24 protein-coding genes are annotated in these 25,284 nt (G+C 61.8%); 2 read left to right on the top strand and 22 right to left on the bottom strand.

The window, feature by feature from the left end; translation table 11 throughout:
- Nucleotides 1-185: 185 nt before the first annotated feature.
- The 3 genes from RBR25_RS06250 to RBR25_RS06240 all read right to left on the bottom strand — a co-directional run bounded on the left by RBR25_RS06250 (nucleotide 186) and on the right by RBR25_RS06240 (nucleotide 5,595).
- Complete coding sequence (locus RBR25_RS06250; RefSeq protein WP_432818680.1) at nucleotides 186-2,744, bottom strand: molybdopterin-dependent oxidoreductase; 2,559 nt, start codon at nucleotides 2,742-2,744, stop codon at nucleotides 186-188.
- A gap of 93 nt (nucleotides 2,745-2,837) precedes the next feature.
- Entirely contained in the window at nucleotides 2,838-4,862 is a 2,025-nt protein-coding gene (locus RBR25_RS06245; RefSeq protein ID WP_432818679.1) for an FAD-dependent oxidoreductase, read from the bottom strand.
- 316 nt (nucleotides 4,863-5,178) lie between these two features.
- Nucleotides 5,179-5,595 carry a hypothetical protein gene (locus tag RBR25_RS06240; protein ID WP_432818678.1) on the bottom strand — a complete coding sequence of 139 codons (417 nt, stop codon included), beginning with the start codon at nucleotides 5,593-5,595 and terminating at the stop codon, nucleotides 5,179-5,181.
- Nucleotides 5,596-5,680: 85 nt separating this feature from the next.
- Between RBR25_RS06240 and grxC the strand changes: the two genes are divergently transcribed.
- Nucleotides 5,681-5,953, top strand: a complete 273-nt coding sequence (grxC, locus tag RBR25_RS06235; RefSeq protein WP_432818677.1) for a glutaredoxin 3 — start codon at nucleotides 5,681-5,683, stop codon at nucleotides 5,951-5,953.
- Here the strand turns inward: grxC and RBR25_RS06230 are convergent.
- The 15 genes from RBR25_RS06230 to RBR25_RS06160 all read right to left on the bottom strand — a co-directional run bounded on the left by RBR25_RS06230 (nucleotide 5,931) and on the right by RBR25_RS06160 (nucleotide 20,988).
- Nucleotides 5,931-7,781, bottom strand: a complete 1,851-nt coding sequence (locus RBR25_RS06230; protein WP_432818676.1) for a bifunctional homocysteine S-methyltransferase/methylenetetrahydrofolate reductase — start codon at nucleotides 7,779-7,781, stop codon at nucleotides 5,931-5,933. The two genes, grxC and RBR25_RS06230, sit on opposite strands and share 23 nt — an antisense overlap.
- Nucleotides 7,782-7,860: 79 nt before the next feature.
- Nucleotides 7,861-9,096 carry a c-type heme family protein gene (locus tag RBR25_RS06225; RefSeq protein WP_432818675.1) on the bottom strand — a complete coding sequence of 412 codons (1,236 nt, stop codon included), beginning with the start codon at nucleotides 9,094-9,096 and terminating at the stop codon, nucleotides 7,861-7,863.
- 18 nt (nucleotides 9,097-9,114) lie between these two features.
- Nucleotides 9,115-9,678 carry a CoA pyrophosphatase gene (locus RBR25_RS06220; protein ID WP_432818674.1) on the bottom strand — a complete coding sequence of 188 codons (564 nt, stop codon included), beginning with the start codon at nucleotides 9,676-9,678 and terminating at the stop codon, nucleotides 9,115-9,117.
- Complete coding sequence (gene rpe, locus RBR25_RS06215; RefSeq protein ID WP_432818673.1) at nucleotides 9,678-10,334, bottom strand: ribulose-phosphate 3-epimerase; 657 nt, start codon at nucleotides 10,332-10,334, stop codon at nucleotides 9,678-9,680. Before rpe ends, RBR25_RS06220 begins: the two co-directional genes overlap by 1 nt.
- A 118-nt stretch (nucleotides 10,335-10,452) precedes the next feature.
- Nucleotides 10,453-11,808 carry a 16S rRNA (cytosine(967)-C(5))-methyltransferase RsmB gene (rsmB, locus tag RBR25_RS06210; protein ID WP_432818672.1) on the bottom strand — a complete coding sequence of 452 codons (1,356 nt, stop codon included), beginning with the start codon at nucleotides 11,806-11,808 and terminating at the stop codon, nucleotides 10,453-10,455.
- Between the two features lie 80 nt (nucleotides 11,809-11,888).
- Entirely contained in the window at nucleotides 11,889-12,719 is an 831-nt protein-coding gene (htpX, locus tag RBR25_RS06205; protein ID WP_432818684.1) for a zinc metalloprotease HtpX, read from the bottom strand.
- Nucleotides 12,720-12,850: 131 nt separating this feature from the next.
- On the bottom strand, nucleotides 12,851-13,765 hold the full coding sequence (gene fmt, locus RBR25_RS06200) for a methionyl-tRNA formyltransferase (protein WP_432818683.1): 915 nt from the start codon (nucleotides 13,763-13,765) through the stop codon (nucleotides 12,851-12,853).
- Between the two features lie 29 nt (nucleotides 13,766-13,794).
- Nucleotides 13,795-14,313, bottom strand: coding sequence for a peptide deformylase (def, locus tag RBR25_RS06195; RefSeq protein WP_432818671.1), 519 nt, complete (start codon nucleotides 14,311-14,313; stop codon nucleotides 13,795-13,797).
- A 51-nt stretch (nucleotides 14,314-14,364) separates the two neighbouring features.
- Nucleotides 14,365-14,541, bottom strand: coding sequence for a hypothetical protein (locus tag RBR25_RS06190; protein ID WP_432818670.1), 177 nt, complete (start codon nucleotides 14,539-14,541; stop codon nucleotides 14,365-14,367).
- 4 nt (nucleotides 14,542-14,545) lie between these two features.
- Nucleotides 14,546-15,010: a ferritin-like domain-containing protein gene (locus tag RBR25_RS06185; protein WP_432818669.1), complete on the bottom strand. Its 465-nt coding sequence runs from the start codon at nucleotides 15,008-15,010 to the stop codon at nucleotides 14,546-14,548.
- A 94-nt stretch (nucleotides 15,011-15,104) separates the two neighbouring features.
- Nucleotides 15,105-16,076 carry an HDOD domain-containing protein gene (locus RBR25_RS06180; RefSeq protein WP_432818668.1) on the bottom strand — a complete coding sequence of 324 codons (972 nt, stop codon included), beginning with the start codon at nucleotides 16,074-16,076 and terminating at the stop codon, nucleotides 15,105-15,107.
- Between the two features lie 149 nt (nucleotides 16,077-16,225).
- The gene (gene panP / locus RBR25_RS06175) at nucleotides 16,226-17,863 is read right to left on the bottom strand and encodes a pyridoxal-dependent aspartate 1-decarboxylase PanP (RefSeq protein WP_432818667.1); all 1,638 of its coding nucleotides are present in this window, start codon (nucleotides 17,861-17,863) and stop codon (nucleotides 16,226-16,228) included.
- Nucleotides 17,864-18,070: 207 nt separating this feature from the next.
- Complete coding sequence (locus tag RBR25_RS06170) at nucleotides 18,071-19,486, bottom strand: YdgA family protein (RefSeq protein ID WP_432818666.1); 1,416 nt, start codon at nucleotides 19,484-19,486, stop codon at nucleotides 18,071-18,073.
- Between the two features lie 29 nt (nucleotides 19,487-19,515).
- Complete coding sequence (locus tag RBR25_RS06165; RefSeq protein WP_432818665.1) at nucleotides 19,516-20,202, bottom strand: aspartyl protease family protein; 687 nt, start codon at nucleotides 20,200-20,202, stop codon at nucleotides 19,516-19,518.
- A gap of 33 nt (nucleotides 20,203-20,235) precedes the next feature.
- Complete coding sequence (locus RBR25_RS06160) at nucleotides 20,236-20,988, bottom strand: alpha/beta hydrolase (protein WP_432818664.1); 753 nt, start codon at nucleotides 20,986-20,988, stop codon at nucleotides 20,236-20,238.
- Between the two features lie 196 nt (nucleotides 20,989-21,184).
- On the opposite strand from RBR25_RS06160, the gene RBR25_RS06155 reads away from it, so the two are divergent.
- Nucleotides 21,185-21,886, top strand: coding sequence for an MgtC/SapB family protein (locus RBR25_RS06155; protein WP_432818663.1), 702 nt, complete (start codon nucleotides 21,185-21,187; stop codon nucleotides 21,884-21,886).
- Between the two features lie 122 nt (nucleotides 21,887-22,008).
- Here the strand turns inward: RBR25_RS06155 and RBR25_RS06150 are convergent, their stop codons facing one another.
- The 4 genes from RBR25_RS06150 to RBR25_RS06135 all read right to left on the bottom strand — a co-directional run bounded on the left by RBR25_RS06150 (nucleotide 22,009) and on the right by RBR25_RS06135 (nucleotide 25,253).
- Nucleotides 22,009-22,395 carry a 4Fe-4S dicluster domain-containing protein gene (locus tag RBR25_RS06150; RefSeq protein WP_432818662.1) on the bottom strand — a complete coding sequence of 129 codons (387 nt, stop codon included), beginning with the start codon at nucleotides 22,393-22,395 and terminating at the stop codon, nucleotides 22,009-22,011.
- A gap of 86 nt (nucleotides 22,396-22,481) precedes the next feature.
- Nucleotides 22,482-23,141, bottom strand: coding sequence for a YceH family protein (locus tag RBR25_RS06145; RefSeq protein WP_432818661.1), 660 nt, complete (start codon nucleotides 23,139-23,141; stop codon nucleotides 22,482-22,484).
- Between the two features lie 154 nt (nucleotides 23,142-23,295).
- Entirely contained in the window at nucleotides 23,296-23,865 is a 570-nt protein-coding gene (locus RBR25_RS06140; protein ID WP_432818660.1) for a hypothetical protein, read from the bottom strand.
- A gap of 197 nt (nucleotides 23,866-24,062) precedes the next feature.
- Nucleotides 24,063-25,253 (bottom strand): phospholipase D-like domain-containing protein, encoded by a 1,191-nt coding sequence (locus RBR25_RS06135; RefSeq protein WP_432818659.1) that lies wholly within the window; start codon nucleotides 25,251-25,253, stop codon nucleotides 24,063-24,065.
- Nucleotides 25,254-25,284 lie beyond the last annotated feature (31 nt).

The raw sequence follows: 25,284 nt of genomic DNA, 5'->3' as shown, positions 1-25,284 counted from the left end.
CTATCGCTTCCTTCAGACCCTGCCGTTACCAGCAACGCCCTTGCGATTCGGATTGTCTTCCCCCTGGCCGGGGTGACGCCTGTCTCTTGCAACAGGCCGGGTTTGCCCGCTACGCTGGGCAAACAAAGAAATGGCGCCCCGCAGATCACGGGACGCCATGAGATAACTCATCGAATGAAAGATGATCAGGCTTTGGTAACCGACACGGCGACAAGGTTTGACCCGGCGGGCATCAACTGCTGAATATTAAGATCAGCAAAATGGTAAGGCGCGAAGAGCAATCCCGCAGGAACCTTATCGCCCACCTTGATCTTGCCGGTCACACTGGCGACTGTTGAAGTCACCTTGACCGCATCGCCATCTTTCACCCCCAGCTTCTGTGCATCAGCGGTATTCATCTCGACATAACCGGAGTCGGCGACTTCCAGATTGCCTTCAGCGTAAGTCGAGGTCGTACCGAAGTGGAAAAGAAGCTTACCGCTCAACAGGTGCATGCCCTCACCAGCCGCTGTGGCGGCTTTTACGGGAGTGAAGCTCAACCCTTTCTCCTTAGACACAAAGGGCAAGCGCAGAGCGTAACGACACCGCTCACCGCCACAGGGACCGACGCTGCCATAGACCGGAACGGTCTGCTTGATCTCGGCGGTGATCGAGTCGAGGGTAATCGCCTCAGCCTTCGGATCAAGCAGGCGATAAAGTGCGGCAAAAATGTCCAAATCCGCCCGGGCTTCGCCGAGGGGATTGCGCGCTTTACCGAGTTTGCTGAGCTGATGGTCGAGGGAGGTTACGCTGCCGTTCTTCTCGACGACAGCGGCAGCGGGGAGAACGACATCGGCGAAAGACTCCAGATCGCTGGCAAGGATATCCTGCACCACCAGAAACTCAACCTTCTCCAAAGCCTTGCGCCAGCGGCCGCTCTCCGGATAACTCACCAGAGGGTTGGTCGCGATCAGGTAGAGTACCTTGATCTCGCCCTTTTCAACCCCTTCAAGTATCGCCAACGCATCCCTAGCCGAAGCAGGCAAAGTGGTATTCCAGAGTTTCTCGAATTCGCCTCGGGCCTGGGTATAATCCTTGGGCCCGGGGAGAAGATCAGCGGCCATACCCATGTCCACCAGCCCCTGGGTATTGCCCTTTTCATCAAGAGGATAGAGGCCGCCGAACTCGCTTCCCAGCACCCCACAAACCAGCGCCAGGTTGACCAGCGCGGCAATTTTCTCCTCGGCCCCCGCCGCACGGGTCAGGTCACTGCCGAAGAGAACCGCCACATTCTTCCCTTTTCCAAGATAGGTTGCAGCCTCATTGAGCAGTACTTCACTGACACCGGTCACCGCCGCCGCTTTCTTGACATCGACAGCCGCCAGCGCCTTTTTCAGTTCAGCGAAGTTGCCGACCTGTTTGCCCAGCACAGCTTCATCAACCAAACCCTTTTCCACAATCAGCTTAGCCAAAGCTTCGGCCAAAGCAATTTCACTCCCTGGACGGTAAGCGAGATGGCTGTTGGCATAACGGGTCAGCTTGACCTGCCGCATGTTGGCCACCACCAGTTTGCCGTCCGCCTTGCGGCAGGACTGCTGGATCTTCCAGTCAAGTGCGGGAGCTTCGGCGGTCACGTCAGCGGCGAAGACCAGAACCACATCGGCCTTGGCGAGATTATCAATGCTGTTGGTCGCCCCCACGGCCCCTAGGGCACCATTCAAGGTTTTGAATGCGCGCAGCGCGCCAAAACGGGAGTCGCTATCGAGATTGTTCGTGCCGACGGCCGCCCGGAAAAACTTCTGCATCAAATAGTTGTCTTCGTTGCTCAGACGAGCCGACCCGAGGGCGGCAACCGCCGCCCCACCCGCATCACGCAACTTGCCGGCCACCAGATTTAGAGCCTCATCCCAGGTTGTGGGGGCGAGCGCATCTCCCTGCCGGATCATCGGCTGGATCAGACGTTTGGGAGAATCGAGGTAGCCGTGACCAAAGAACCCGCCGATGCAGAGATTACCATCATTAACGGTAACGCCATCCTCGGATGTTACGCGCAGAACCTTGCCCTGCTTGACATTGAGGTCCACCTGACAGTGGCTGCCGCAGTAGGTACACACGGTCGGAACCTTGGTCAGTTCCCAGGGACGGGCCTTGAACTTGAAAGTTTTGGAAATCATGGTTCCGGTCGGGCAGACCGCAACGCAGTTACCGCAGAATTCGCAGAGATTCAGGTTCTTGTCGATGAAGCTCCTGTCCCCCTTGTCGTTGACGAACAGGGCACTGGCGCCGATCGTCTCATGACAGACCTTGACACATTTCTCGCAAAGGATGCAGCGATTGGGAACCTGCTGGATCAGCGGCCAGCCGTTGATGACGGGGGGATTCACATCTTCGGCGACAAAGGGCTGCTGCGTTACGTTCAACTCGTAACAGATATTCTGCAGATCACATTCACCACCGGCGTCACAGACCGGGCAATCAAGAGGATGATTGACCAGCAGCAACTCGACAACCTGCTTGCGGATGGCACGCAGCTTTTCCGACTGGGTGGTAACGACAATCCCTTCCTTGACCGGCGTATTACATGCCGTCATAGGCCGGGCCACGCCCTCGATCTCCACCACACAGATCCGGCAGGCACCGGTCGGAGAGACTTTCTGCAACCAGCACAAGGTCGGGATGCGAATCCCCACCTGCTGGGCAGCTTCCAGAATCGTCGATCCCGCGGGGACGGTAGCGGTCTTGCCGTCAATTGTCAGTGTGACCATATGATTTTCACCTCAGAACCTGGCTAAAGACGAAGGGGGCAGGGCCCGGCTTTCCGGCTCCCTGACCCCTTGAACCTCGATAATATGGATGAACTACATAGCGAGCATCGCCACACGGTAACAGCGGAGGCAACGCTCGGCTTCCCGTACTGCCTGGCTGTCCGCGAAGCCGAGTTCCACCTCGCAGTAGTTTTTGTGGCTGGCCCGTTCCCGGCCATGAATTTCGTTTTGATGGGCGCGGCCCACAACATCGAGCCAAGCGACCTCTTCATTCTTGTCGTAAACACTCAGGTGCGTGAGGATGTCTTCGAGAATCTCCTCATCGGTCAGATAGGCCTTACCCTCTTCCAGCCAGCGCTGGATGACGCGCGCGGCGCGGTGTGCGTTGCCGACGCAGGCAACCACGGTCAGGGGGCCGATCTCGGCGTCGCCACCAGCGAAGACCCCTTCCAAATCGGTAATCAGGGTCCGGGACAGAGGGTTGCCCATGCTGTCGTTGAGATCGCGACCCTTGGGATTCTTCAACGGCAGGGCCTTGGTCACCACAGTATTCCATTTGGTGATATCAATGCCCATTTTCTCGGGGATGAAACCCAGGTCGGGATCCTGGCCGATGGCCGGAATAACCGTATCGCACTCAACGACGAACTCGCTCCCCGGCACGGGTTGCGGACGCCGGCGTCCGGAGGCGTCAGGCTCGCCCAGTTCCATGCGCACACACTCAACGCCGGTAACCTGCTCCTTGGCGTCGACGATGATCTTGGTCGGCAACACCAGGAACTCAAAACGTACGCCTTCTTCCTCAGCCCCATCAACCTCCCAGACGTCGGCGGGCATTTCTTTGCGGGAACGACGGTAGAGCAAAATCGATTCCTCGGCCCCCTCGCGCAAGGCGACGCGGACACAGTCAATGGCGGTGTTACCGCCGCCGACGACGACGACCTTCTTGCCCATACCCGTCGGGCGCCCCATATAGGCCTCACGCAGGAAGTCGATACCACCGGGGAGAAAACCCTTGTAGCCCTTGTCTTCCCCTTCGACCCCCATCGGCTTGCTGCGATGGGCGCCAGGAGCCAGAAAAACGGCATTAAATTTTTCCTTCAGTTCCGGCAGAGTAATATCCTTGCCGACCCGGGTGTTATAGACGATCTTCACCCCGATGCTCTCGATAATATCGATATCCCGCTGGAGAATGTGTCGCGGCATCCGGTAGGGAGGGATCCCGACGGCAATCATACCGCCCCCGTATCCTTCGGGAAGGGCTTCATAGATGGTGACGGGATAGCCTTCCAAAGCCAGATAGTAGGCGGCCGTCAATCCGGCCGGGCCGGCTCCGACCACCGCCACCGTCTTGTCCTTGCGGGGCTTCGGCCGCAGGGGCGGAATCTGGTTGTGCTGCCACTCGTAGTCGGAGGCGGTACGTTTGAGCACCATGATGCTCACCGATTCGTCGACATTCTTGCGCCGGCAGGCGGATTCACAGGGATGAGGACAGACCCGGCCGCAGACCGAAGGCAACGGCATGTTCTGACGGATGGTCGCAAGCGCATCGCCGAAGCGGTAGTCCTTGATTTGCTCGATATAGGCGGGAATGTCAATATGAGCCGGACAGCGATCCTGACAGGGAGCGGTCAACTTGACCACATACTTCCCCCCCCCGGCGGGTTTGCGCGCACCGCGGATATAAGCCAGGTAGTCCTCACGGAAGTATTTGATGGTGTCGATCACCGGTACAACCGAAGTCATGCACAGGGTGCACTTGCAGTTTTTCAGCAACTCACCGAGATTCTCGATGGTGGTGAGATCCTCCTCCGAACCCTGACCGGCAAGAATCCGCGCAAGGGCATCCTGCATCACCCGGGTTCCGCGTTTTCCGGGCGTACACTTGGCGCAACAGTAATCTTCCTGCACCCGACGGGCATACTCGGCGGCCATGGCGACGATGTCAACCTTGGGATCGGTGACGATCACGCCATTCCATCCCATGAAAGCCCCCCAAGGACGGGTGCCGTCAAAGGTGACCGGCAACTTCTGGTAAGCGCCTTCATCCTCGGCGCTCCCGCCTTGACGGTTATCTACTACGTTTCGTCCCCAACTGGAAAAAATGACTTGAGACAAGATCGACCTCCCGTGAGACCCATTCCCCATCACGTGAAATGAACGGAAATCCCTTGAAAAAAGGGAAAGACCACGCACCTTTACGGTAATCGCCTCTCCCTATCTTGTATACAGTATGCAGTTAAATATCACAAATGGAAGACCTAAAGCAAGGGAAAATTTGCGTATTTTGCCCTAAGGGAAGAGCACGCGCCCCCCCGGTTGCATTAATTCAAGCAGCTGCAAGGGTTTCCGCGCAGGACGCAAAGCGGCCCCGAGCGCGAAAAAAGAACCGATGACGCGGAACCGGAACCTCGGGCGGCGGACCGTCGCCGGCTCAGGGGAGAGAAGGAAAGGGCGTGACGATGTACCAGGTACCGGGACTCATCCGTCCCTCTTCCCGGTATTCCCAATCGAGACGAAAGCGCTCCCGACGCACCGTTGAGGACGGGAGCAGATGATACTCCAGCAGGTACCAGGCGGCGGCGCGCCGGTCCTCGTCGGAAAACTCGACCCGTTCCAAGGAAAATTCGACGATGCGCAGATCCTCCCCGGAAAAACGTTCAAGAAACTCCTCCCTGACCTGACTGTCCAGATACTGGGCCGCGCCGCCGACATCGAGCCAGCGCAACCTGCGGGTGAAGTCCGTGCTCGCCGCCTCATGCCGGTCGGCGGGGGAATTCAGAACCGCGCACGCCAACAGCGGCAAGCAGCAAATCAGCACCAGCCATCGCCAGGCCTTATTCCTCGCCATACGCCTCCTTTTTTCCACCAAGCCTTGCCGGCCCCGAATACTGCGCTAGAATGACCACAATTCTTAACACCGGAGCGCCGACCCCATGAAATCCGTAGAAATCTACACCAAAAGCCACTGTCCCTACTGCTGGCGCGCCAAGGAACTGCTGCGCATCAAAGGAGTCGCTTTTCGCGAAATCGACATTAGCGATGACCCGGAAAAAGCCCTTGAAATGCACCAACGCAGTGGCCGGCAAACAGTCCCGCAAATCTTCGTCGACGGATATCTGATCGGCGGCTGCGACGAACTTTTCGAACTGGACGAACGGGGAGACCTGGCAAAAATTCTTGGCCTCAATTCGCCCCCCGGCGAATGAATTCCATCAACTCCAAGGCCAGCTCGACCCTGCCGAAAGGGGGCATGAGATAGTAGCCGCCACATCGTCCCCGCCCCGCCGCAATCAACTCCCGGGCGATCGCCATTCCTTCCCGCACCCCCGCCTCCCCCTGCTTGCCACGCATGCGTTGCCGCACCTCATCGGGAAGCAAGATACCGGGCACCTCATTGTGCAGAAATTCGGCATTGCGCTCGCTCACCAGCGGCAGGATCCCCACCAGCACCGGAATCCGGAAAGCGGCGGTCAGCGTTAGCAGCTTGTCCAGAATCCGCGGTGAATAGACCGGCTGAGTCTGCACGAAACGAGCACCGGCCGCCACTTTTTTTGCGAGCTTGCGCAGCTGCCCTTCCATGGTCGTCAGGTTGGGATTGAAAGCGGCGCCGAGCAGAAACCGGGTACGGCCGCCGAGTTCTGCGCCGAGAAGGTTCTGACCGGCATTGAGAGCGGAGAGGAGTTCCAACAGGCTGACGGAATTGAGATCAAAGACATTGGTCGCCCCCGACTCCCCCCCTACCGCCACCGGATCGCCGGTGACCGCAAGGATATTGCGGATCCCGAGGAGGTGGGCGCCCATCAGTTCGGAATGGAGGCCGATGAGATTGCGATCGCGACAGGTTACATGGACAATGACCTCGGTGCCGGTCTCTTCCTGAATCGTCCGAGCGAGGGCGATATTTCCCAGGCGGATACGCCCCAGGGGATTCTCCGCCAGGCTGATGGCATCGACGTCGGCCGTAGCGAGAAGGCGGGCACCGGCCAAGATCTTGTCGCAGTTCAGCCCGCGGGGCGGATCGAGTTCCACGGTCACGATCGGCCGCTTCCCCCAGTCGGCGAGAAAATCGGGGCGGGATTCCGGTCGCGACGGCGCAGGCGCCCCGGAGCTCTCCGCAGGGAGCACGACTCTCGGCGTCGACACCGGGGCCAGGTCGGCAAGGGCGCCAGTCAAAGCGCGGATATGCTCCGGAGTCGTACCGCAGCAGCCGCCGAGCAGCACCGCCCCGGCCTGCGCCAGTTCTCGGCCCATGCCGGCGAAATATTCCGGCGTCGTGAGGTAGATATAGCGCCCCTCCACATATTCGGGGAAGCCCGAGTTGGGAAAAGCCGACAGGGGTAATGAAGAGACGGCGGCCATGCGCGTTACGACCTGCAGAAGCTCACGCGGACCGGCGCCGCAATTGGCGCCGATCATCGTGGCGCCGGCTTTCGTCAGCCTGATCGCCGCCTGTTCGGCGGAAACCCCGTCACGGGTACGGCCCTCTTGGAGAAAAGCCATCTGCGCCACCACCGGCAGTCCCAGTTCCCGGGCGACGGCCACCCCCAACTCCAGATCGTCGAGATCAGCGAAGGTTTCGAGGATGAACAGATCGACACCCCCTTCGGCCAGGGCCTCCATCTGTTCGCGCAGAGCGGCTTGCGTCTGCTCCCGGGAGATCCCGTTCTCCTCCCCCCGAGGACGCTGCAACGGGCCTACCGACCCGGCGACGTAGGCGCCGTCACCGGCCGCCTCGCGGGCCAGACGTGCGCCAGCCAGATTAATCGCCCGAGTCCGGCTTTCCAACCCGAAACCGGCCAGACGCGGGGCATTGGCACCGAAGGTATTGGTTTCAATCAATCGAGAACCGGCGGCCAGATATTCGGCATGCACCTGCCCGACCAGCTCGGGAGCACTGAGATTGAGATATTCGAAATTCGTGTCGAGCCGCACCCCGCGACTGTAGAGCAGGGTGCCCATGGCGCCGTCGCCGATAATCAGGCGCCGGCCGAGCTCTTCAAGAAACCGCCGGGAGCGGTCATTTAGACTGGGCATGGAGCATTCCGTACCGAGTGAGGGTAAGGCCGAACAGAGGCGCGATTCATCCCCTGCCCGCGCAACGCAACGGCGGTATTTAGTCCGTCTCGCGGACGATAGCGGTATAGAAGAGATGGCCGTCCGACTCGGCCACGGCCAGAGAGAGTTCCAGCGGGATCCGGGAACCGTCCCGCCGGCGACCGGGGATTTTATGCAACTTGCGAATCAGCTGCGCGGCGTTGCCTTTGAGATAATCCTCGACTCCCGCCTGGTGTAATTCCACGCATTCCTCATGAACCAGACGCGCCACCGAAACACCCATTATTTCGCGCTTGCTGTAGCCGAAGATGCGTTCGGCCTGGCGGTTGAAAAGAATGACCTGGCCGGTACCAAGGAAGGAAACCATGCCGTCGCGCACCGTTTCGGTCATCACCCGGAAGCGCTTCTCCGACTCCTCCAGGTGCTCGGTCTTCTCGCCGAGGTGAACCATCATCTCGTTGAAGCCGTCGATCAGGGTACCGATTTCGTCCTGTCCGCGGCGGGGAATCGGCTTTTCGAAGCGCCCGGTGCGGACAATGTCGCGGATCGCCAGGCCCAGCCGGGCCAAGGGCGCGGTTACCGCCATGCGCACCAACAGCCCGAGGCAGAGAACCAAGGCGAGCAGAACCCCTCCGGAATAAAGGAGGTCGGTGCGGACCTTGCGCTGCACCTGGGCCTCCAACCCGCCCAGGGGAATCGACACGGAAACTGCGCCGATCACCTCGCCGATCCGGTAATGAAACGATTGTTCGTTGGGATCGGGAAACATCTCGTTGAGAAAGGCCGGGGCCGCGGCGGGGTCGCCGTGGCATTGCAAACAGCTCTCGTCAACACGGAACGGTTGCAGGTAGCGGAAGATCGGTTCCTTGCCGAGATCAATGACGCGATAGCTTTCCCGCTTCTCCGAATCCCCGTAAAACTCCTTGAGCATGGTCGTTTCCGAAGGGTCGGGAGCATTCTTCGGATTACGGTAACGTTCGGAAACCTGGCGGATGGAGTAACCCAGATCGGCAGCGACCAAGCTGCCGATCTGGGTCGAAACCACCTGGGGGATGAGACCGTAGCGTTCCCGGGTCAGTTCGACCCCCCCCTTCTGTAACTGGTCGGAGAGATACTGGCGCCCCCGGGTCGCGGCGGCGGCGATGATCCGCGCCTTCTCCACCGCCTCCTCGACACTGTAACCGTGCTGCTGGTGGAAGCTGATCACCGAGAAGATGCCGAAGAAGACCAGCAGGATCAGCAAGATGACCAGATTGATCTTGGTCTGCAAGCTGCGATGGCGGAAGAACCCCATAGCCCTCTCCTCCTCTTTTCAGACGCCGTAAACCCGCTGCAGAAACCGGCGCAGGATCTCGGCGGTCAGACCCCAAACCTGATAGCTACCGATGGTAAAGAACCCGACCGGGAAGATCCGGCCCCGGTGTCGCCAATCCTCTTCGTGATAGACGGCGGGATCGCACAGCCGCGCCAGGGGCAACTCGATGACCTCGGCAACCTCGTTGCGATTGACCCGATAGGGATAGGGCGCGGGGAAGGTTCCGACAAAGGGGACCACATGGTAGCCGTGGATCGAAATACAGTCATCCAGTCGCCCCAACACCCGAACGTCTAGCGCAGCGATGCCCATCTCCTCCTCCGTCTCGCGCAGGGCGGTGTCCAAGGGTCCGGCGTCTTCCACATGCCAGGCCCCACCGGGGAAGGAGATCTCTCCCGAGTGGTGATTGAGCTTCTCAGTGCGCCGGGTAAAAAGCACCCAGTCCTCGCCATCCCGGACAAAGAGCGGCAGCAGCACCGCCGCCGGGCGCAGCCCGTCCTGGGGAAGATGGCGCGGCGGCTGGGCGGCGAGGCACCGGCGCACCTCCTCGTGATCAAGCATCAGGCCCCGGCGTTGCGCTTGAGTGTGGCGATGGTCTTCCGGTAGTCGTCCGTGCCGAAGACCGCGCTGCCGGCCACCAGCACGTCGGCCCCGGCGGAAACGATGCGCCCGATATTGTCGATCTTGACCCCGCCGTCGACTTCCAGCTCCACCCGCAAACCGCGCTCCGCGATGGTGTGCCGCAGCGCCGCGATCTTGCCCAGGCAGGAGGGGATGAAGCTCTGGCCGCCGAAACCGGGGTTGACCGACATCACCAGCACCAGATCGAGATCATTGAGGATCAAATCGAGGGTCGAGACCGGAGTCGCCGGATTGATGGAAACCCCGGCCTTCTTGCCGAGGGAGCGGATGAGCTGCACGGTGCGGTGCAGATGGGGAACCACCTCCTGATGCACGGTGAGGATATCGGCCCCGGCCTTGGCGAAGTCGGGGATGTAGCGGTCGGGATTTTCGATCATCAGATGCACGTCGAGAGGCAGGCTCGTTACCTTGCGCGCCGCCTCAACGACCAGCGGCCCGATGGTGATGTTCGGCACGAAATGACCGTCCATGACATCCACATGAACATAATCGGCGCCGCCCGCTTCGATGGCGCGAATCTCCTCCCCGAGGCGGGAAAAGTCCGCCGAGAGGATGGAGGGAGCGATTTTAACCATGGACTTTTCTCCAGAGAGGAAACCGCCAGGCGCGATCGGCACCGGCGTCTGTTCGAGAAAGATAACTGTTTATCTTTTTAGCAGATTTCCCGCGCGCCGCCAAAACAAATCATCCCCATCAAAGCGGGCGGCGGCGCAGACGGGCGGCGAAAAAGGCATCCATGCCGGCATCAAACCGCAACCAGGTGCGCAGACAGCCATCCTCCCCGAAGAGTTCCCCCCAGAACGGCGGCACACTCTCTCGTGCATCCTCCAGAACAAAATCGGGACGCTTGGCGAGAAAGTCCGACAGGACCCCGTCGGTCTCCTCCTCGGTCAGGGTGCAGACCGAGTAGAGCAGGCGACCGCCGGGTTTGAGAAGGGGCGCGGCGTTGGCAAGAATCGCCCGCTGCTGTTCGGCCATCCGGGTGATATCGGCGGCGGTGCGCCGCCAGCGGATTTCCGGATTGCGCCGCAGCACGCCGAGGCCGCTGCACGGAGCATCGACCAGCACGGCGTCGAAGCTCGCCGGGACGAGAAACTCCGGCGGCGTCGTCAGATCCCAGGCGCGGGCGACGATCCCCCGGCAGCCGAGACGGTCGGCGCCGCTCGTTACCAGGCGCACCCGCTGGGGATGGAGATCGAGAGCCAGCACCTCCACCGCATTGTTGCCCAGAGCACAGAGGTGCGTGGTTTTGCCCCCCGGCGCGGCGCAGGCGTCGAGAATCTTCTCGCCGGCTTTCGGAGCAAGGAGATGGGCGATGAGCATGCTCGCCTCGTCCTGCACCTGATACCAGCCCTCGCCATCGCCGGGCAAAGCCGCGCCCCCGCGGTGACCAATCACCACCCCCTCGGGGGCATAGGCGGTCGGGCGAGCTTCGATGCCGCGGCGTTCCAGTTCGTCAAGAAATGCCTCGCGAGGAAGCTTCAGGGTATTGACCCGTACCGTGAAGGGGGCCGGCTGGAGCAGGGCCTCGGCCAAAGCCACCGCCGCCGCGCCGCCGAAACGCCGGACCCAGGAGCGGGCCAGCCAGTGGGGAAAGGCGGCCAGCTTTTCCAGGTAAACGACGGGCTCGGCGGCATCAGGCCAAGGGAGCTCCTGCCGTTGCCGGATCAGGTTGCGGAGGATGCCGTTGATGAAGCCGGTGGCCCGTTCCAGCTTCTCCTGTCGGGCCAGTTCCACCGTTTCATGAACGGCGGCCGGGGCCGGCACCTTGTCGAGAAAAAGGATCTGATAGGCGCCGAGACGCAGCAGATTGAGCACACGCGGCTCGACCTTGGCCAAGGGCTTGCTGCACAACACGGCCAGGGCGAAGTCGAGCCGCCCGCGCCGGCGCAGGGTGCCGTAGACCAGTTCGGTCGCCAGCCCTCGATCGCGGGGGTCGAGGTGGGCCTCCTGCTGGAAGGCGGCGTCAAGGGCGAGATCGGCATAGGCCCCCTCATCGACCCGACCGAGGACGGAAAAAGCCAGTTGGCGAGGGTTAGAAGAAGACAAAAAAGCATCCTTTCAGACGGAAAAGGCCAGGGACATGCACGGCATACCCCTGGCCGACGGGCCACGGTGAAGCGGGAGAATCAGGCTGCGGCCATGCTCTCCAGACGCCGCACCCGCTCTTCCACCGGTGGATGGGTGGAGAAAAGGGACTTGAGTCCGGCACCGCGCAAGGGGCTGACGATAAACATATGCGCCGTGGCTTCGTTGACCCGGGGCATGGGCTGACGGCTGTTGGCCGCTTCGAGCTTGCGCAGGGCGCTCGCCAGATAGAGGGGGTTGCCGGAGAGCTTGGCACCCCCTTTATCGGCCTCGTATTCCCGGGAGCGGGAGACCGCCATCTGCACCAGCATAGCCGCCAGGGGGGCGAGAATCATCATCAGGATCATGGCGATCGGATTGCCGTCCTCGTCATCCCGGCCGCCGAAGAGAAGAGACCATTGGGCCATGTGCGACAGGTAAGAAATCGCCCCGGCGATGGTCGCGGCGATGGAACCGATGAGAATATCACGGTGCATGACGTGACTCATCTCGTGGGCCATCACCCCCATCAACTCCTCGCGGGAGAGGATTTGCAGAATCCCTTCGGTGGCCGCGACCACGGCATGTTGCGGATTGCGGCCGGTGGCGAAGGCGTTAGGGGTGGGCTGGGGCAGGAGGTAGACCTTCGGCATGGGCAGATCGTTGCGCCGGCAGATCTCGTCGACCACCTCGAAAAGAGGGCCGCTGGAGACTTCGACCCCCCGATACATCTTGATGACGATCTTGTCGGAAAACCAGTAGGAACCGAGATTCATCACGGCGGCCAGGACCAGGGCGAAGAGCGCTCCGCCCTGCCCGCCGAGAGCGCCGCCGGCGGCGACCAGCACCAGGGTCAGCAGGGTCATGAGAAGAACGGTACGCAGAGTATTCATCATTTCACCTCGTTCACGGGTTTTTATCATTCGCGGGCAGACAAAGCAATGCGCCTGCTCCCACTATAATAACGGCACCGATACCAGGCAAGGGCAGTGCCGCAAAAAGCCCGCGATGGTCGCAACCCGGCCTAGTCCGAACCGAGTCGGGTTCCTGGTGACAGCGGACAGCCGCGTAGGAAATCGCCGGCGGCCAGGCGCTTTTTCCCCGGCAGCTGCAATTCACCAACCCGCAACACCCCCTCGCCGCAGGCGATACGTACCCCGGCGGCATCAGCGGCCAGCACCGTCCCCGGCGCGCCGCTCCCCGCTTCCGGCGCGGTGCGGGCGATCTTCAGCACCTCGCCGCGCAACTGGGTGTAGGCCCCGGGCCAGGGATCGAGGCCGCGCACCTGATTGTGGATCTGCGCGGCGGTACGTTCCCAGTCGATGAGCCCGTCTTCCTTCTTGAGCATCGGCGCGTAGTTGCTGAGGGCATCCTCCTGTTTTTCCGCCGTCAACGTCCCGGCGCAGAGCCGGCGCAGGGTTTCTTCCATCGCCTCGCGACCGAGAAGAGCCAGACGGTCGTGCACCTCGCCGGCGGTTTCGAGGGGGCCGATGGGGGTGACGCGCTTGATCAGCATGTCGCCCGTATCGAGGCCGACATCCATATACATGGTGGTCACGCCGGTCTCCGTTTCCCCGTCGATGATCGCCTTGTTGATCGGCGCCGCCCCCCGGTAGCGGGGCAAAAGCGAAGCGTGCACGTTGATGCAACCGTATTGGGGAATTTCCAGCACACTCTTGGGCAGAATCTGCCCGTAGGCGACAACCACGATCAGATCGGGAGCGATGGCGCGCAACTCCTCGACCACCGCCGGATCGCGCAGCTTGAGAGGCTGATGGACGGATATGCCGTGCTTGAGCGCCAGTTCCTTCACCGGCGGCGGGGTCAACTGGTTGCCCCGCCCTTTGGGGCGATCCGGCTGAGTGTAGACCGCGCGCAGGTCGAGGCCGAAGTCGAGCAGCCCTTGCAGGGTGGCGAGGGCAAATTCCGGCGTGCCCATGAAAACGGTGCGGATATCCTGAGGCTTGATCACAGCTGCTCCCGTTGCCGTTCGAGGATTTTTTTGTATTTCTTGCGGAAGATGCCCCGCTTCAGGGGGGAAAGGCGGTCGACGAAGAGAATCCCGTCGAGATGGTCGAGTTCATGCTGGATACAGATCGCCAGCAGCCCCTCGGCCTCCAGTTCCCGCGCCTGCCCCTCCGCATCCTGAAAACGGACCCGCACCCGGGAGGAACGGTCGACCTTGGCGTAATAAGAGGGAACGGAGAGGCAGCCTTCCTCCTCGCAGGATTCCCCCTCGCGGAAGACGATTTCGGGGTTGACCAGGGTATGGAGCTGGGGCGGCTGCCCTTCGCGGGCGCAGTCAATCACCGCCAGTCGCCGCGAGACCCCGACCTGGGGGGCGGCCAGGCCGACGCCGGGGGCGGCGTACATGGTCTCGGCCATGTCCGCGACCAACTGTTTCAGGGCGCTATCGAAAGCCTCCACCGGCTGCGCCGTCTGTTTGAGAACCGGATCGGGATAGTGTCGGATCGCTAGAATCGCCATGGCTTGATCTCGTAAGAAAATACTGCGTTAAAGAAAAATCACGGATTGGAATCATACGTGCAGGATGGCGAGGTTGTCAACTGCGTGGCGGCAGTCAGGGGGAGCGGCAACACATTGCCGGCCGCATCCTTCGGCGAAGAAAACGACCCATGCCGAGGCGACAGCGGCACGATACCAGATGGCCAGCGCCAAAAGCAGAGCGAGAAGAATCAGAAGGTATTTCAACATGGGTTCAGGCTCCGTAACGTTCGGCATAAAGCGCCTCCAGACTGCGCCAGTGGCACTGGGTGGAGGCGGCATTGGCCAGGTAGATGGAGCGGGCCCGCAGGTCGTCGATGCCCGCAGCCGCCGTACGCAGCTCCGTTTCCAGGCGCCGCTCCTCGGCAATGGCCAGGCGCAGGGCCGCTTGAGCCGTGAAATTTTCCGCCGCCAGGGACTGGAGCGCCCGCCACCAAGAGCTGGTGGTGTCGGGAGGAGTGGCGAGCAGATCCTCGAAAGGAGGAAGATCGCCATGCCGGCGGTCAAGGGTGTAGAAGGAATAGGCATGCTGACGCTCTTCCCGGGCCAGACGGGAAAAAAGGGCCGCCGCTTCGGGATCGCTCAGGCGCTGGGCTGCAGCCCGGTAAAAATCCATGGCTTCCTTTTCGGTCCGTAATGCGGCCCGGATCGCTTCCCGCAATGGTCTCGACCCATTCATGAAAACCTCCTCCCTTCCTCCTTTTCTTTGCAACAAAGGCTCAGGCAGCCTGCCGGCGACCGGCCCCCGGCCGAATTCCGCGGGGACGATCCGATCAGGGCTCGGGCCGACGGATCAGGTCGACCTGGGTCCGGTAGATCCACTCGATCACCTCTTCGCACTCGCTGCTGATGGCGACCAGCCTTCTGTTGGCCTCCTCCAGCAGTTCGGCGAGGGATCGCCCCGGCGGCAGATGAATCCCCATCCACTCGGAAATCTCCCGGGTTTCCTCCTCGACCTCATGGGCAAATCCGTCGAAATCGAGCCCCTGCAACGCCGGGATTGCGCCAGCCACGGCGATAAATCCCTCCCGGCAACATTCGGGGCAATCGCCTTGAAAAAAATCGGCGAGCACTCCGGCCAGATGAACGGCCCTGACCAGCAAAGAAACCTCACCCGCCCCCATCCAGCCGCGGGGATCCCGATGGTGCTCGATGACCGCCAGCAAACCTTCGGGAAAGCGCCAGCAGCGGGCCGCCGCCAGGCCCAGGGCGGTATGATCGAAGCCGAAAACCGCCCGTTCGGCCGCGTCGAGACCTTCCCCCGTAGTCCCGCGCCGCTTGAGTACCTCGACATAGCGATCCGCCTGGGCTCCGGCTAAAAGAATCGCACCGATATCGGCAAGCAGTCCGGCCGTAAAGCCCTCCTCCACCATCTGCGGATTTATGCGCCTGAGCAGCCGCCGGGCAGCAACGGCCGTGGTCAGGGAGTGCCGCCAGAACGGTGTGAAATCGAGTCGGGCATTTTCCAGGGGGACAAGGGAAAAGGCGAGGGAGAGGGTGCGGACCTGACGGTTGCCGATGCGAATGATCGCCCGCTTGATATTACCGACCGGCAATACCGGCGCGTACAGGGGGGAATTGGCCGTTTTCAGAATTCGTGCCGAAAGCGCCGCGTCCAGGGCGATGACCCGTGCCAGGTCGTCGGCGGCCAGTTCCGGATCGAGGGATAGAACCTTGACCGCCACGGCCGGCAGGCTGGGCAGGATTTCGGCTTGGAGAACGGTTTCCAGGCAAAGCTCAGTCATCGCGGCAACCCCGAGGCAAAAGAATCCTTCAATTTTTGAATATTCTATTCTTTATACCTGCTCACCCGCGAGGACGCAATCGTGCACCGCGAGGGTTCATGAACCCTCGCGGTGAATTTACCTCCAGCCGCGAATCTGGAGAGTTCCTCCTATGCGAGACTGGCCATGATTTCGGCGAACTCGGCCGCAAGATCAGGCTGGGCGGCAATGGCGACCTGTTCATCAAGGACTTTGGCGAGGATTTCGTCGGTGGTCAGGGGGTTGGCCAGCACCGAGCGGAAGACGATGATCGGCTCACTCCGATAGCGGGGCAGGGCTAGCCGGGTACGGGAAACAAAGGAATTACCGGCGGCCCGCTGGCGTTTCTGGATGGCTTCGATGATGCGGTCGAGGCGGGTGTTGATCCGTAGCGCCGTTGCGGCGTCGGCCCGGGCCAGGTCTTTCTGAAGCCAGGCCGGGACGTAACGGTAGGTGAGGATGTTCAGTTCCGGCGCGGTAATCAACTCGAAGTCGGGATGGCGCTCGATCATCCCGGCGAAACGCCGGGCCCGCTCGATGCCGCCGTCCATGAGCAGCTCATAGCCCTTGCGGCCGATGATCGACAGCCCGGCATGAACCAGCATCGCCATCCCCGGACGCGAGCCTTCGAGGGTGTGGCTGCCGAGGTCCTTGGAGCCGCGCCGGATGATGTAGGCGGCGTGATGCTCGACGGCCGCGAGGGTTTCGGGATCCTTGAAGACCACCATTCCCGCGCCCATCGGCGCATAGAGCTGCTTGTGGGCATCGATGGTGACCGAGTCGGCCCGTTCGATCCCCTTGAGCAACGGCCGGTACGTCCGCGAAAAGAGGGTCGGTCCGCCCCAGGCCGAGTCAACGTGGAAATGGCAGTTCAACTCTTCGGCGAAATCGGCCATCCCCTCCAGCGGATCGACATTGCCGGTCTCCGTGGTGCCGCCAATGCCGACCAGGGCCAGCACCCGCATCCCCTCCCCTTGCAGTCGGCGGCTCTCTTCCCGCAACCGGCGCAGATCGATGCGGCAGTTCTCGTCGGTCTCGACAGTAACCAGGTTGTCCCGGCCGATGCCGAGAAGGTCGACCGCCTTGGCCAGGGAATAATGGGCGCGGCGCGAGACCAGCACCGCCAGCCCGGCGCAGTCGAGATGGCGCAGGGCCTTGACCAGCCCTTCCCGGGCGATGCCGCGAAACTCCCCGGAAGGGGCGCAGAGGCGGTTGCGGGCGGCCCAGAGGGCAGTGATGTTGGCCACCGTCCCTCCCGAACAGAAGGCCCCGAGGGCGTGTCGGGGATCATGCATCCAGCGGCCGTAGAAGTCGTCGTCCCGGTCGTAGACCAAGCGATGGAGCATGGCCAGCACCTGCCGCTCCATGGGGGTGAAGGCCTTGGAGGTCTCGACCTTGACCAGATTCTGGTTGAGGGCGATCATGATCCGCGAAAGAGGCAGCATGAAGTAGGGGAAGGCCGAAGTCATGTGCCCGATGAAGGCCGGCGAAGCGGTATTCACCGACTGGGCGACGAGCTTCTCGGTAAGAAAATCGGTGTAGTCGGAAACGAAGGTCGGCTCTTCGGGCACCCGGGTGCTGCTGAAATCCTGCTCGATCTCGCTGAGCTTGCGTTCTAGGGCGACCACATGCTTCTGCAGAAATCCGGCGACATTGCCAGCGATTTCGCGGTCAAGGCCACCCAGGGTGGAATCGGGGGCTTCAGGAACGGTGAAAATGCGGTGGAGAGTTTCCAGGTTGGCCTGAGCGGCTTCTTTTGATCTAGGCATGAGCAGCGCATCCGGGCAGGGGGTCGAATCCGCATCGTCATCGCGGAACAACCACATAAGTCATGAAGAAATCAAACAAACGGACAATTCTGTATACAGAACGACGGGCCCTCTGTCAACGGAAACGCCGCCGCGCCACGTCTTTATCCCTCCGCGTCGACGCCAAGCCGGTGAAATTCCACAACCCCCGACATTCGCCCGGGGTCGTCACTCCCCTTCAAAAATCGGCAGCGCCTCACCGTTCAGAGTCAGAACGCCATTTTTGAAGCCGGCGCTTCCCTTGAGCTTATCCCCTTCGCGAACCACAAAATTCTGGGCCAGAAGCGCCTCGATTTCACTGTCGATAGCCTGTTCGAGCTGCCGCTCGACTTCCTCGGCGGAGAGGCCGGAAGCCTCATCCTGGTCCAGCGCATTTTTCATATTCTCGCCCAGCAGCGACCTAACCAGCCGTTCATGAATTTCCAGATCGAAGCCGGCCTCGATCTGGCGCAGCAGAACGGCCATATCCCCCAGGCCCGCGCCATCGTCGCCGACGAAGCGCAGATGCCCGTTGCCGCCCAGGTTGCCGCGAGGTGAAGTCAGATGCAGACGGTGAATGCTCAACTCGGGCTTGCCTTCCAGCAACCGGTTGAAAAGCTGAAAGTACAGGGGGACGAGCTGGACCAGTTGCTCGTCCGGATTGAAATTCTCCGCCCCCCGATAGATGTCCTGAAGCTGCTCTTGGAACTCGCTCAACGCCCGACCATCCAGGTTTTTCATTTCAAGGTCGAAGACGGCAGGGCCGAACGTATCCCCATCGACGGTCACTTCGGCCAGCTCGACGAGCTCCCGGAAGCCGACCAGAGCGTTCTCATAGGCGCTGTCCAAGGTGATCGCAAGGTCTTTGATCCGGAGCTCTCGAATGTCCCCGTCGGCAGCGTTCGTCCGGCTGAGGGTCAATCCGTCGAAGGTCACCTCATTCTTGCCGACGTAGAGCCGCGGCAGGACCTCGTTGAGATCGAAGCGGCCGCGGATACCGCCGATGGTAACGACCCCTTCCCCGGTCCGAAACTCCATTCCCGGCAGCTCCAGAGTTCCAACTGCAGTCTTTGCCTCCGGCGCGTATTCGGATTCGAAGGCGAGCCCTTCGCTCTTCATTTCGCCCTCGTCGATCCGCCGCTCGAAAGGGGGAATCCGTAACCGGCTAGTGGTCGTGCCGCCGAAGGAAACGCTTGTCTTCAGGGCGGCTTCTTTGAGCTCCGGAAACTTTTCCAGAAACTCCCCGGCGGCGCCGCCGTTCACCGAAACCCCGGCCAGCCGGGTTTCGATGCGGGCCAAAGCGGGACCGCCGCCAAAGGGAAGCGGCCCATGCCGGAAGACTTGCCCCAGGGCCAGTTCCAGCGTTTCCGGCGCCGCCGCCGGGTCGTCTTGGGGAATGGCAACCGTCAGGACGGTTTCGGCCGTCGAGGAGAGGACCCCACGCTCATAACTCCGCGTCTCGATGGAGATCGGCCCCCAGGATCCGGCTTCCGCCAGGAACGCAGCATAGCGCTCTTCCACATCACCGCCCATGACATAGGCGGCGCCGGCCCAGGCCACGACGGCGAGCACGACGACGACAACCGCTACACTGATTTTTTTCACAGTCCCTCCCATGTCCCTGAATGCTGGTTTTACAACTCCGGTTGCCAGCGGATCACCTGCCGGTCGTAATCGATACGATAATCGAGGTTGCGCAGAAAATCCATGCCGAGGAGCCCGTCGAAGCGGGCTTCCGTCATTTTGTGGTCGATGACCATGGCCCGGGCGTTGTCGAGCTTGAAGGGGCCGACCTTGATGTACTGGAAACGCACCACGTCGGTGGGGATGACCCCGCCGCCGGCAACCTGGGAGAAGCCTGTCTTTTCGCTTTCGACCTGCAAGCGCTCGACGGCGGCGCGGTGAAAGACCGTGCTCGACGCCCCGGTGTCGAGGAGCAGCAGGACATCGGCCTTGTTGCGGGCGAAGGCGACCTGCACCGGCACCAGCACCTGGTTGCCGCGAATCGTCACCGGCGTCTCCAGGGATCGCAGCAGCGCCCGGCGCTCTTCCTCGGCCCGCCGGTCGGCATGCGCCGCCGCTTCTTCCGCCTGAAGCCGCTCTTCCTCCTCGCGCAGGGCACGTCGTTCGTCAGGGCTGAGGTGATCGAGGCGGCTCCGGTAGCTGGTGGTCTCTTTCCGGTATTCCTCGGGAACCCGCGTCTCGTCGTCGACGAAGACGGTGACGCCGTTGCCGTCGACATAGCGGTAGATCTTGGCCTGGATGCCGCCGGCAAAGGCCACGGCGACCAGCGTGAGACACATGATGAGGACAGGACGCATGAGCGGACCTCGATTAATAGATACGACGGGGCGTTACAGCCCCGCGACGAAATTCTGGACGAGACCGAAATACTCTCGGGCATTCACGGCCAGAATATTGTTGTGATTGCCCCGGGGAAAGACATGCAGGTGCTTCTTTCCCCCCGCCCAGCGATAGAGGCGTTCCCCGTGGCTGAGTTCGACAAGTTCGTCGTTGCGAGTATGCATCACCAGCAGCGGTCCCCGATAAGCGGCCAGCTTCCCCCGATGATCAAGACGCTCGGCAACGGCCGCGGCCAATTCCTCTGCGGTGCAGCCCAGTTCCCAGGGGGCGATGCGCAGCAGCAACCGCTCCAGCGGGTCGGCCACGGCGCTTTCGAGGATCAATCCGCCCACTTCGGGAAAGAGTGACGCGCCGTGGATGGCGAAAAGAGAGCCGACGGAGCGGCCGAAGAGCACCATCTCCTCCACGGGGCAGCCGACCGCGCGGATCAGCGGCTCGACATCGTCGAGCATGCGCCCGAGGCTTGGGCTCCCCGTGGACATCCCGTAGCCACGAAATTCCGCGAGAAAAAGCTTCAAACCCAGGGCATCGACGCCGTCGACAAAGCCGTCGAGGTAATCGGCAACGGTCTCACCGTTGCCGTGGAAATGGACCAGGGTCTTCGCACCGGGATGTGCCCGGTGGGAAAAACAGGCCAGCCGCGCCCCTGCCGCTTCGACCCAGTAGGGCTCGGCGATGCGTTCGGGACGAGGAAAGAAATAGCGTTCGGCGATCAGGGGATGATTGAGCAACTCGGTGGTCATAGGCTCCTCCAAGGCGCGGATCGTAGCGGCGATGGAATCGTAGGGGATTGTACCATTTGCGCGGCCGGGGGGAAATCCTCAATCGCCCACGCACGTCCGCAAGCCCTAATCGTCGGGATGACAATGGGTCCGGGCTTCTCTTTTCCCGGCGAATCGGCGATAATGAGAAAAATTTTCATCCCCCATAGGAGGTGTCATGTTTTTCGCCGCCACCCTCTCCGGCAGCACCGAACTGGCGATCTTAGTAAAACTTCTCCTCGCCGCCTTAGCCGGAGCCATGCTCGGCATCGAACGGGAAAAGCACGGACGCCCCGCCGGGCTGCGCACCCATCTGCTGGTCACCCTCGGCTCCTGCCTGATGATGATCGTCTCCGAAGCCTTTTTTCTCAAGTACGGCGACCTTCCCGGAACCGGTGTGGTGCGCCTCGATCCGGGACGGGCAGCGGCACAGATCATCACCGGCATCGGTTTTCTCGGCGCCGGGGTCATCATCAAAGAAGGCTTTACCGTGCGCGGCCTGACCACCGCCGCCTGCCTGTGGGTGGCGGCCGGGATCGGCATGGCCTTCGGCATAGGCCTCTTCATCGCTGGTACCGTCGCCACCCTGCTCTCGCTGCTCGCCCTGATCGTCCTGAAAAAGCTCGAACCCCTGATCCAGAAGGACCGCTACCTGCATCTGCGCATCACCGCCAATTCCGAGCCGGACATCTTTCCCACTCTGGAAAGGCTTTTCGCCGAACGCAAGCTGTGCATTTCCGACATTGAATCCGATCTCGATCTCGCCACCCAGCGCATTCGCTACCACTTCATCATTACCCAGCACCGGGGGCGTATCGGCCGGGAACTGAGCCGGATCATCGCCGGCATCGACGGGGTAAAAAAGATCCACTACCAGTAAATGCCGCCCTCACCCGCCCCGCCGGCCCCTTTTTCCGGAGGGAGAGGGAATGAATAAAGCGAACGCCCCGTCAGGAATTTCCCGGCGGGGCGTTCGCTTTGTCGCGAGAGATTCTCTCTATATCAAGCCGCCTCGGACCATTTCAGGGCGGCGGCGGGGCAGACGGCGACGCATTCGGAGCAGCGCAGGCAGTCGCGCTCGGCGACCACGCCGGCTGGTTTGTGCCGCGCGATTCCCAGGTTCATGGCGCAGACCTTCTCACATTTGCCGCACTCGCGGCAACCGGAGGAAATCTCCAGGGACTGCTTGTGCCCGCCCAAGGCATTGGCCGAAGTCCCCACCGGGCAGAAGGCGCACCAGCTGCGGGGATGGTAGATGAGGCCGACAATCACGGCGAGGGCGGTGGTCAGGGCGCACATGGACCAGAAGACCGTCCCCCAGTGCCGCCAGGAGGTCGGATCGAGACTCAGGCGCCAGACCATGAAGCCCATCAGCAGGGCAAAGACCATCCAGCGGAAAAGCAGGTTGCGAAAGAGCGCGGGGATCGGCCGCTCGCCGCTCCCTCAGGGAGAGGGGTTCAACGCCGTCTTCCGGGTTAATCGAACTGGGCTTTGAATTCTTCCATCAACCCCTTGAGGGTTTCCAGTTCCGCCCGCAGCGCCGCAACCTCGGCTTCCAGCGCTGCCAGCCGCTCGTTCTCCGCCCGCACCCGCAAGGTCGCCGCTTCCGGCGCCGGGGCCGCCGGTTCCTCGCTGATTTCCGGCACTCCGGCGAAGAGATGGGTGTAACGGCTTTCCTTGCGTCCGGGCTGGCGGGGCAACTGCATAACCAACGGCTCTTTGCGCTCGGCGAGGTGTTTGAGGATGATCTCCACCTCATCCAGGCTCTTGAGGGGATGCATACGGTCGGCGCGGGCGCGCAACTCGCCCAGGGTCTGAGGGCCGCGCAGCATCAGTTCGGCGAGGACCGCCAGTTCTTCCGGTTCGAGATAAAGCTTGACGCTGAGGGCGTGCCGGTAACGAGGCACCCGTCCCCCTTCGCCGGCCTGCATGGCCAGCCCCAGATGGCGCAGGCGGTCGAGGGCACGAACCACGGTCGTCTCGTCGAAAGCGACCGCCGGATCGCGGTTCGACTTCTGGTTGCAGGCGGTGGTCAGGGCGTTGAGGGTCAGGGGATAATACTCGGGGGTGGTCATCTCTTTTTCGATGAAACAGCCGAGTACCCGCACTTCATCTTGGTTGAGCTGAATGGTCATCGCTGGACCTCCCTGGACTGGTCGAGAATGGAGGCGCACCATAGCATGAGAGGAGATTAAGACGGAAGATTTTTATGGTGAAAGTTGCCCGAGGGAAAAGAATTCAGGGCGTAAAAAACAACGGGCCGGAAAACCTTCCAACCCGTGCAATCCCTTACCGCGCTTCCCTAAAGCCCGCCAGCCAGTTGTCGAGCTTTTCCTCCACGGCATCTCTGGTGCGATAGGAAATTTCCGGCAGCTCGCCCCCCCAGGCCTCCTCGGCCTGGCGATAGCCGTCCGCGATCCCTTTACGGATGGCGTCGATGCGGCTTGGGTCGTTGCCGGCGATACCGACAGCAAACTGGAAGATCCGTTCCGAGGTCTGCTCGACACCGAAATAGCCGTCCTCGGCAATGAGCGATTGAGCCTCCTCAGAGCTGAGGCTCTCCAGATCGACCTCCCCTCCCCCCGTCGCCACCCGGGTCGCAATCCCCTGCTCCTGAAGGTTGCGGGCGACGAGGTCACGCAGCAGCCGGTAAGCCGCACCAATGTCCACCTCCTTCACGGCGGGCTCGTAACCAACCCCTTCGGCCGCTTTGTTCCCCAAGGAAACCCGATCCGTGCTCCGGCCCGGTTTTGCTTCGGCATTTTCCGGCCCCAGCTTTTCCCGATGGGTTTTTTCCAGTAATTTGCGAGCTTCGGTCTGAAAACGCTCCAAGGCTCCACTGCCGACACTTTTGAGCATGCTGGCCTCCTTTCTCGCCTTTCGGCAACGGGAAAGCCCCCCCCTGCCGCCTTTCCTTTACCATAGCATAAGTCGCGAAAAAATGATGCTTGCGCAAAAGCATCAGGTTGGCCGGCTAAGCTAAAAGCGCCAAATGCAAGGCGAGCCCATGGCAGCAACGCCCCAGTTGGTGGGTTTTAGCGACGCCGGAAAATATATCAGGGGCGGTCCCGCGGCTCGCCCCGCCCGCGGGAGCGATCACCGAGCCGAAGGAAGAAACGGGCCAGTTCCCCCCAGAACCATTCCCGCAGCCGTCGTCGCCAGGAACGGCGTCGCCAGTCGCCGGCGCGAATTTCCAGGCTGTCGGTAAAGTCTTCCTGAAAGAGCGCCGCCACGGACTCGGCCAGGTCCGGATCTCGAACCTCTTGGTTGGCCTCCAGATTCCAGCGGTAATTCCAGCGGTCGGCGTTACTTGAACCGATGCTCAGCCAGCTGTCGCAAAGCATTGTCTTGGCATGGATGAAGCGGGGCTGGTACTCGAAGATGCGCACCCCGTCCCGCAGCAGACGCTCGTAATAACGGCTGCCGATGTGCCGAACCTCGGGGCGGTCCGAATGGGGGCCGGGCAGCAGCAGACGCACGTCGATGCCGCGCCGGGCGGCCCGGCGCAGGGCGCGGCGCAACTTCCAGGGCGGAACGAAATAGGCCGTGGCCAGCCATACCCGATGTCGACATTTAGCGATATGGCGCAGATAAGAGCGCATGATCTCCGACGAGGCGACATTGTGGCCATGCACCGCCACCCGCCCGGGAAAACCCTGAGCAAGGGGATGCGCCGCCGGGGGATCGATCTCGGCCATGGGCATTTTCGCCCAGCGCCGCCAGGTTCCGAGGAACAGAGCGTGCCAGTCGGCGACGCAGGGACCGCGAATGGCCAGCATCCCCTCGCGCCAATAGCGCTCAGGATCAAGCGCCGGATCGAAAGCGTCGGTGATCCCCGCACCGCCGGTATAGGCAATCTCACCGTCGACCAGAAGCAGCTTGCGATGGTTGCGGAAGAGGTTGCGGCGCCCGCCGGTCAGACGCAGGACGTTGTAGAAAGCGAGATGCACCCCCGCCGCCCGCAGCTGGAGGCGATCCCGCCGGTGCAGATAAAAACTGCCGAAGGCGTCGAAGAGCAGATAGACCGCCACCCCCCGTTCCCGGGCAGCGATCAGGGCCGTGATGAAGCGGTCGGCGACCTCCCCCGATTCGACCAGATACATCTCCAAAAAGATGTAACGACGGGCGCCGGCGATACTCGCCAGCATGGCACCAAAAAAGGACTGGCCATCGACCAGCATCGTGCAGCGATTGCCGGAACGGATGGGAAAACGATACTTGCGATTGCGGGAACGGGATGCCTGCATGCCTTTTCATCCTGGAAATTATTTGGGTTCA

Source organism: Trichloromonas sp. (assembly GCF_034006665.1).
Lineage (GTDB): Bacteria > Desulfobacterota > Desulfuromonadia > Desulfuromonadales > Trichloromonadaceae > Trichloromonas.
This window is presented reverse-complemented; position numbering and strand designations above follow the sequence as displayed.

What these genes read in the sequence shown, in the direction of transcription:
- panP (WP_432818667.1), bottom strand. Translation starts at nt 17,863, where the DNA reads ATGCCTAGATCAAAAGAAGCCGCTCAGGCCAACCTGGAAACTCTCCAC.
- RBR25_RS06220 (WP_432818674.1), bottom strand. Translation starts at nt 9,678, where the DNA reads ATGCTTGATCACGAGGAGGTGCGCCGGTGCCTCGCCGCCCAGCCGCCG.
- rpe (WP_432818673.1), bottom strand. Translation starts at nt 10,334, where the DNA reads ATGGTTAAAATCGCTCCCTCCATCCTCTCGGCGGACTTTTCCCGCCTC.
- RBR25_RS06230 (WP_432818676.1), bottom strand. Translation starts at nt 7,781, where the DNA reads ATGCCCAGTCTAAATGACCGCTCCCGGCGGTTTCTTGAAGAGCTCGGC.
- fmt (WP_432818683.1), bottom strand. Translation starts at nt 13,765, where the DNA reads ATGGGCACGCCGGAATTTGCCCTCGCCACCCTGCAAGGGCTGCTCGAC.
- RBR25_RS06145 (WP_432818661.1), bottom strand. Translation starts at nt 23,141, where the DNA reads ATGACCATTCAGCTCAACCAAGATGAAGTGCGGGTACTCGGCTGTTTC.
- RBR25_RS06180 (WP_432818668.1), bottom strand. Translation starts at nt 16,076, where the DNA reads ATGACTGAGCTTTGCCTGGAAACCGTTCTCCAAGCCGAAATCCTGCCC.
- RBR25_RS06150 (WP_432818662.1), bottom strand. Translation starts at nt 22,395, where the DNA reads ATGGTCTTTGCCCTGCTGATGGGCTTCATGGTCTGGCGCCTGAGTCTC.
- grxC (WP_432818677.1), top strand. Translation starts at nt 5,681, where the DNA reads ATGAAATCCGTAGAAATCTACACCAAAAGCCACTGTCCCTACTGCTGG.
- RBR25_RS06185 (WP_432818669.1), bottom strand. Translation starts at nt 15,010, where the DNA reads ATGAATGGGTCGAGACCATTGCGGGAAGCGATCCGGGCCGCATTACGG.
- RBR25_RS06160 (WP_432818664.1), bottom strand. Translation starts at nt 20,988, where the DNA reads ATGACCACCGAGTTGCTCAATCATCCCCTGATCGCCGAACGCTATTTC.
- RBR25_RS06155 (WP_432818663.1), top strand. Translation starts at nt 21,185, where the DNA reads ATGTTTTTCGCCGCCACCCTCTCCGGCAGCACCGAACTGGCGATCTTA.
- htpX (WP_432818684.1), bottom strand. Translation starts at nt 12,719, where the DNA reads ATGAATACTCTGCGTACCGTTCTTCTCATGACCCTGCTGACCCTGGTG.
- def (WP_432818671.1), bottom strand. Translation starts at nt 14,313, where the DNA reads ATGGCGATTCTAGCGATCCGACACTATCCCGATCCGGTTCTCAAACAG.
- RBR25_RS06140 (WP_432818660.1), bottom strand. Translation starts at nt 23,865, where the DNA reads ATGCTCAAAAGTGTCGGCAGTGGAGCCTTGGAGCGTTTTCAGACCGAA.
- RBR25_RS06190 (WP_432818670.1), bottom strand. Translation starts at nt 14,541, where the DNA reads ATGTTGAAATACCTTCTGATTCTTCTCGCTCTGCTTTTGGCGCTGGCC.
- RBR25_RS06135 (WP_432818659.1), bottom strand. Translation starts at nt 25,253, where the DNA reads ATGCAGGCATCCCGTTCCCGCAATCGCAAGTATCGTTTTCCCATCCGT.
- RBR25_RS06225 (WP_432818675.1), bottom strand. Translation starts at nt 9,096, where the DNA reads ATGGGGTTCTTCCGCCATCGCAGCTTGCAGACCAAGATCAATCTGGTC.
- RBR25_RS06165 (WP_432818665.1), bottom strand. Translation starts at nt 20,202, where the DNA reads ATGCGTCCTGTCCTCATCATGTGTCTCACGCTGGTCGCCGTGGCCTTT.
- RBR25_RS06250 (WP_432818680.1), bottom strand. Translation starts at nt 2,744, where the DNA reads ATGGTCACACTGACAATTGACGGCAAGACCGCTACCGTCCCCGCGGGA.
- RBR25_RS06240 (WP_432818678.1), bottom strand. Translation starts at nt 5,595, where the DNA reads ATGGCGAGGAATAAGGCCTGGCGATGGCTGGTGCTGATTTGCTGCTTG.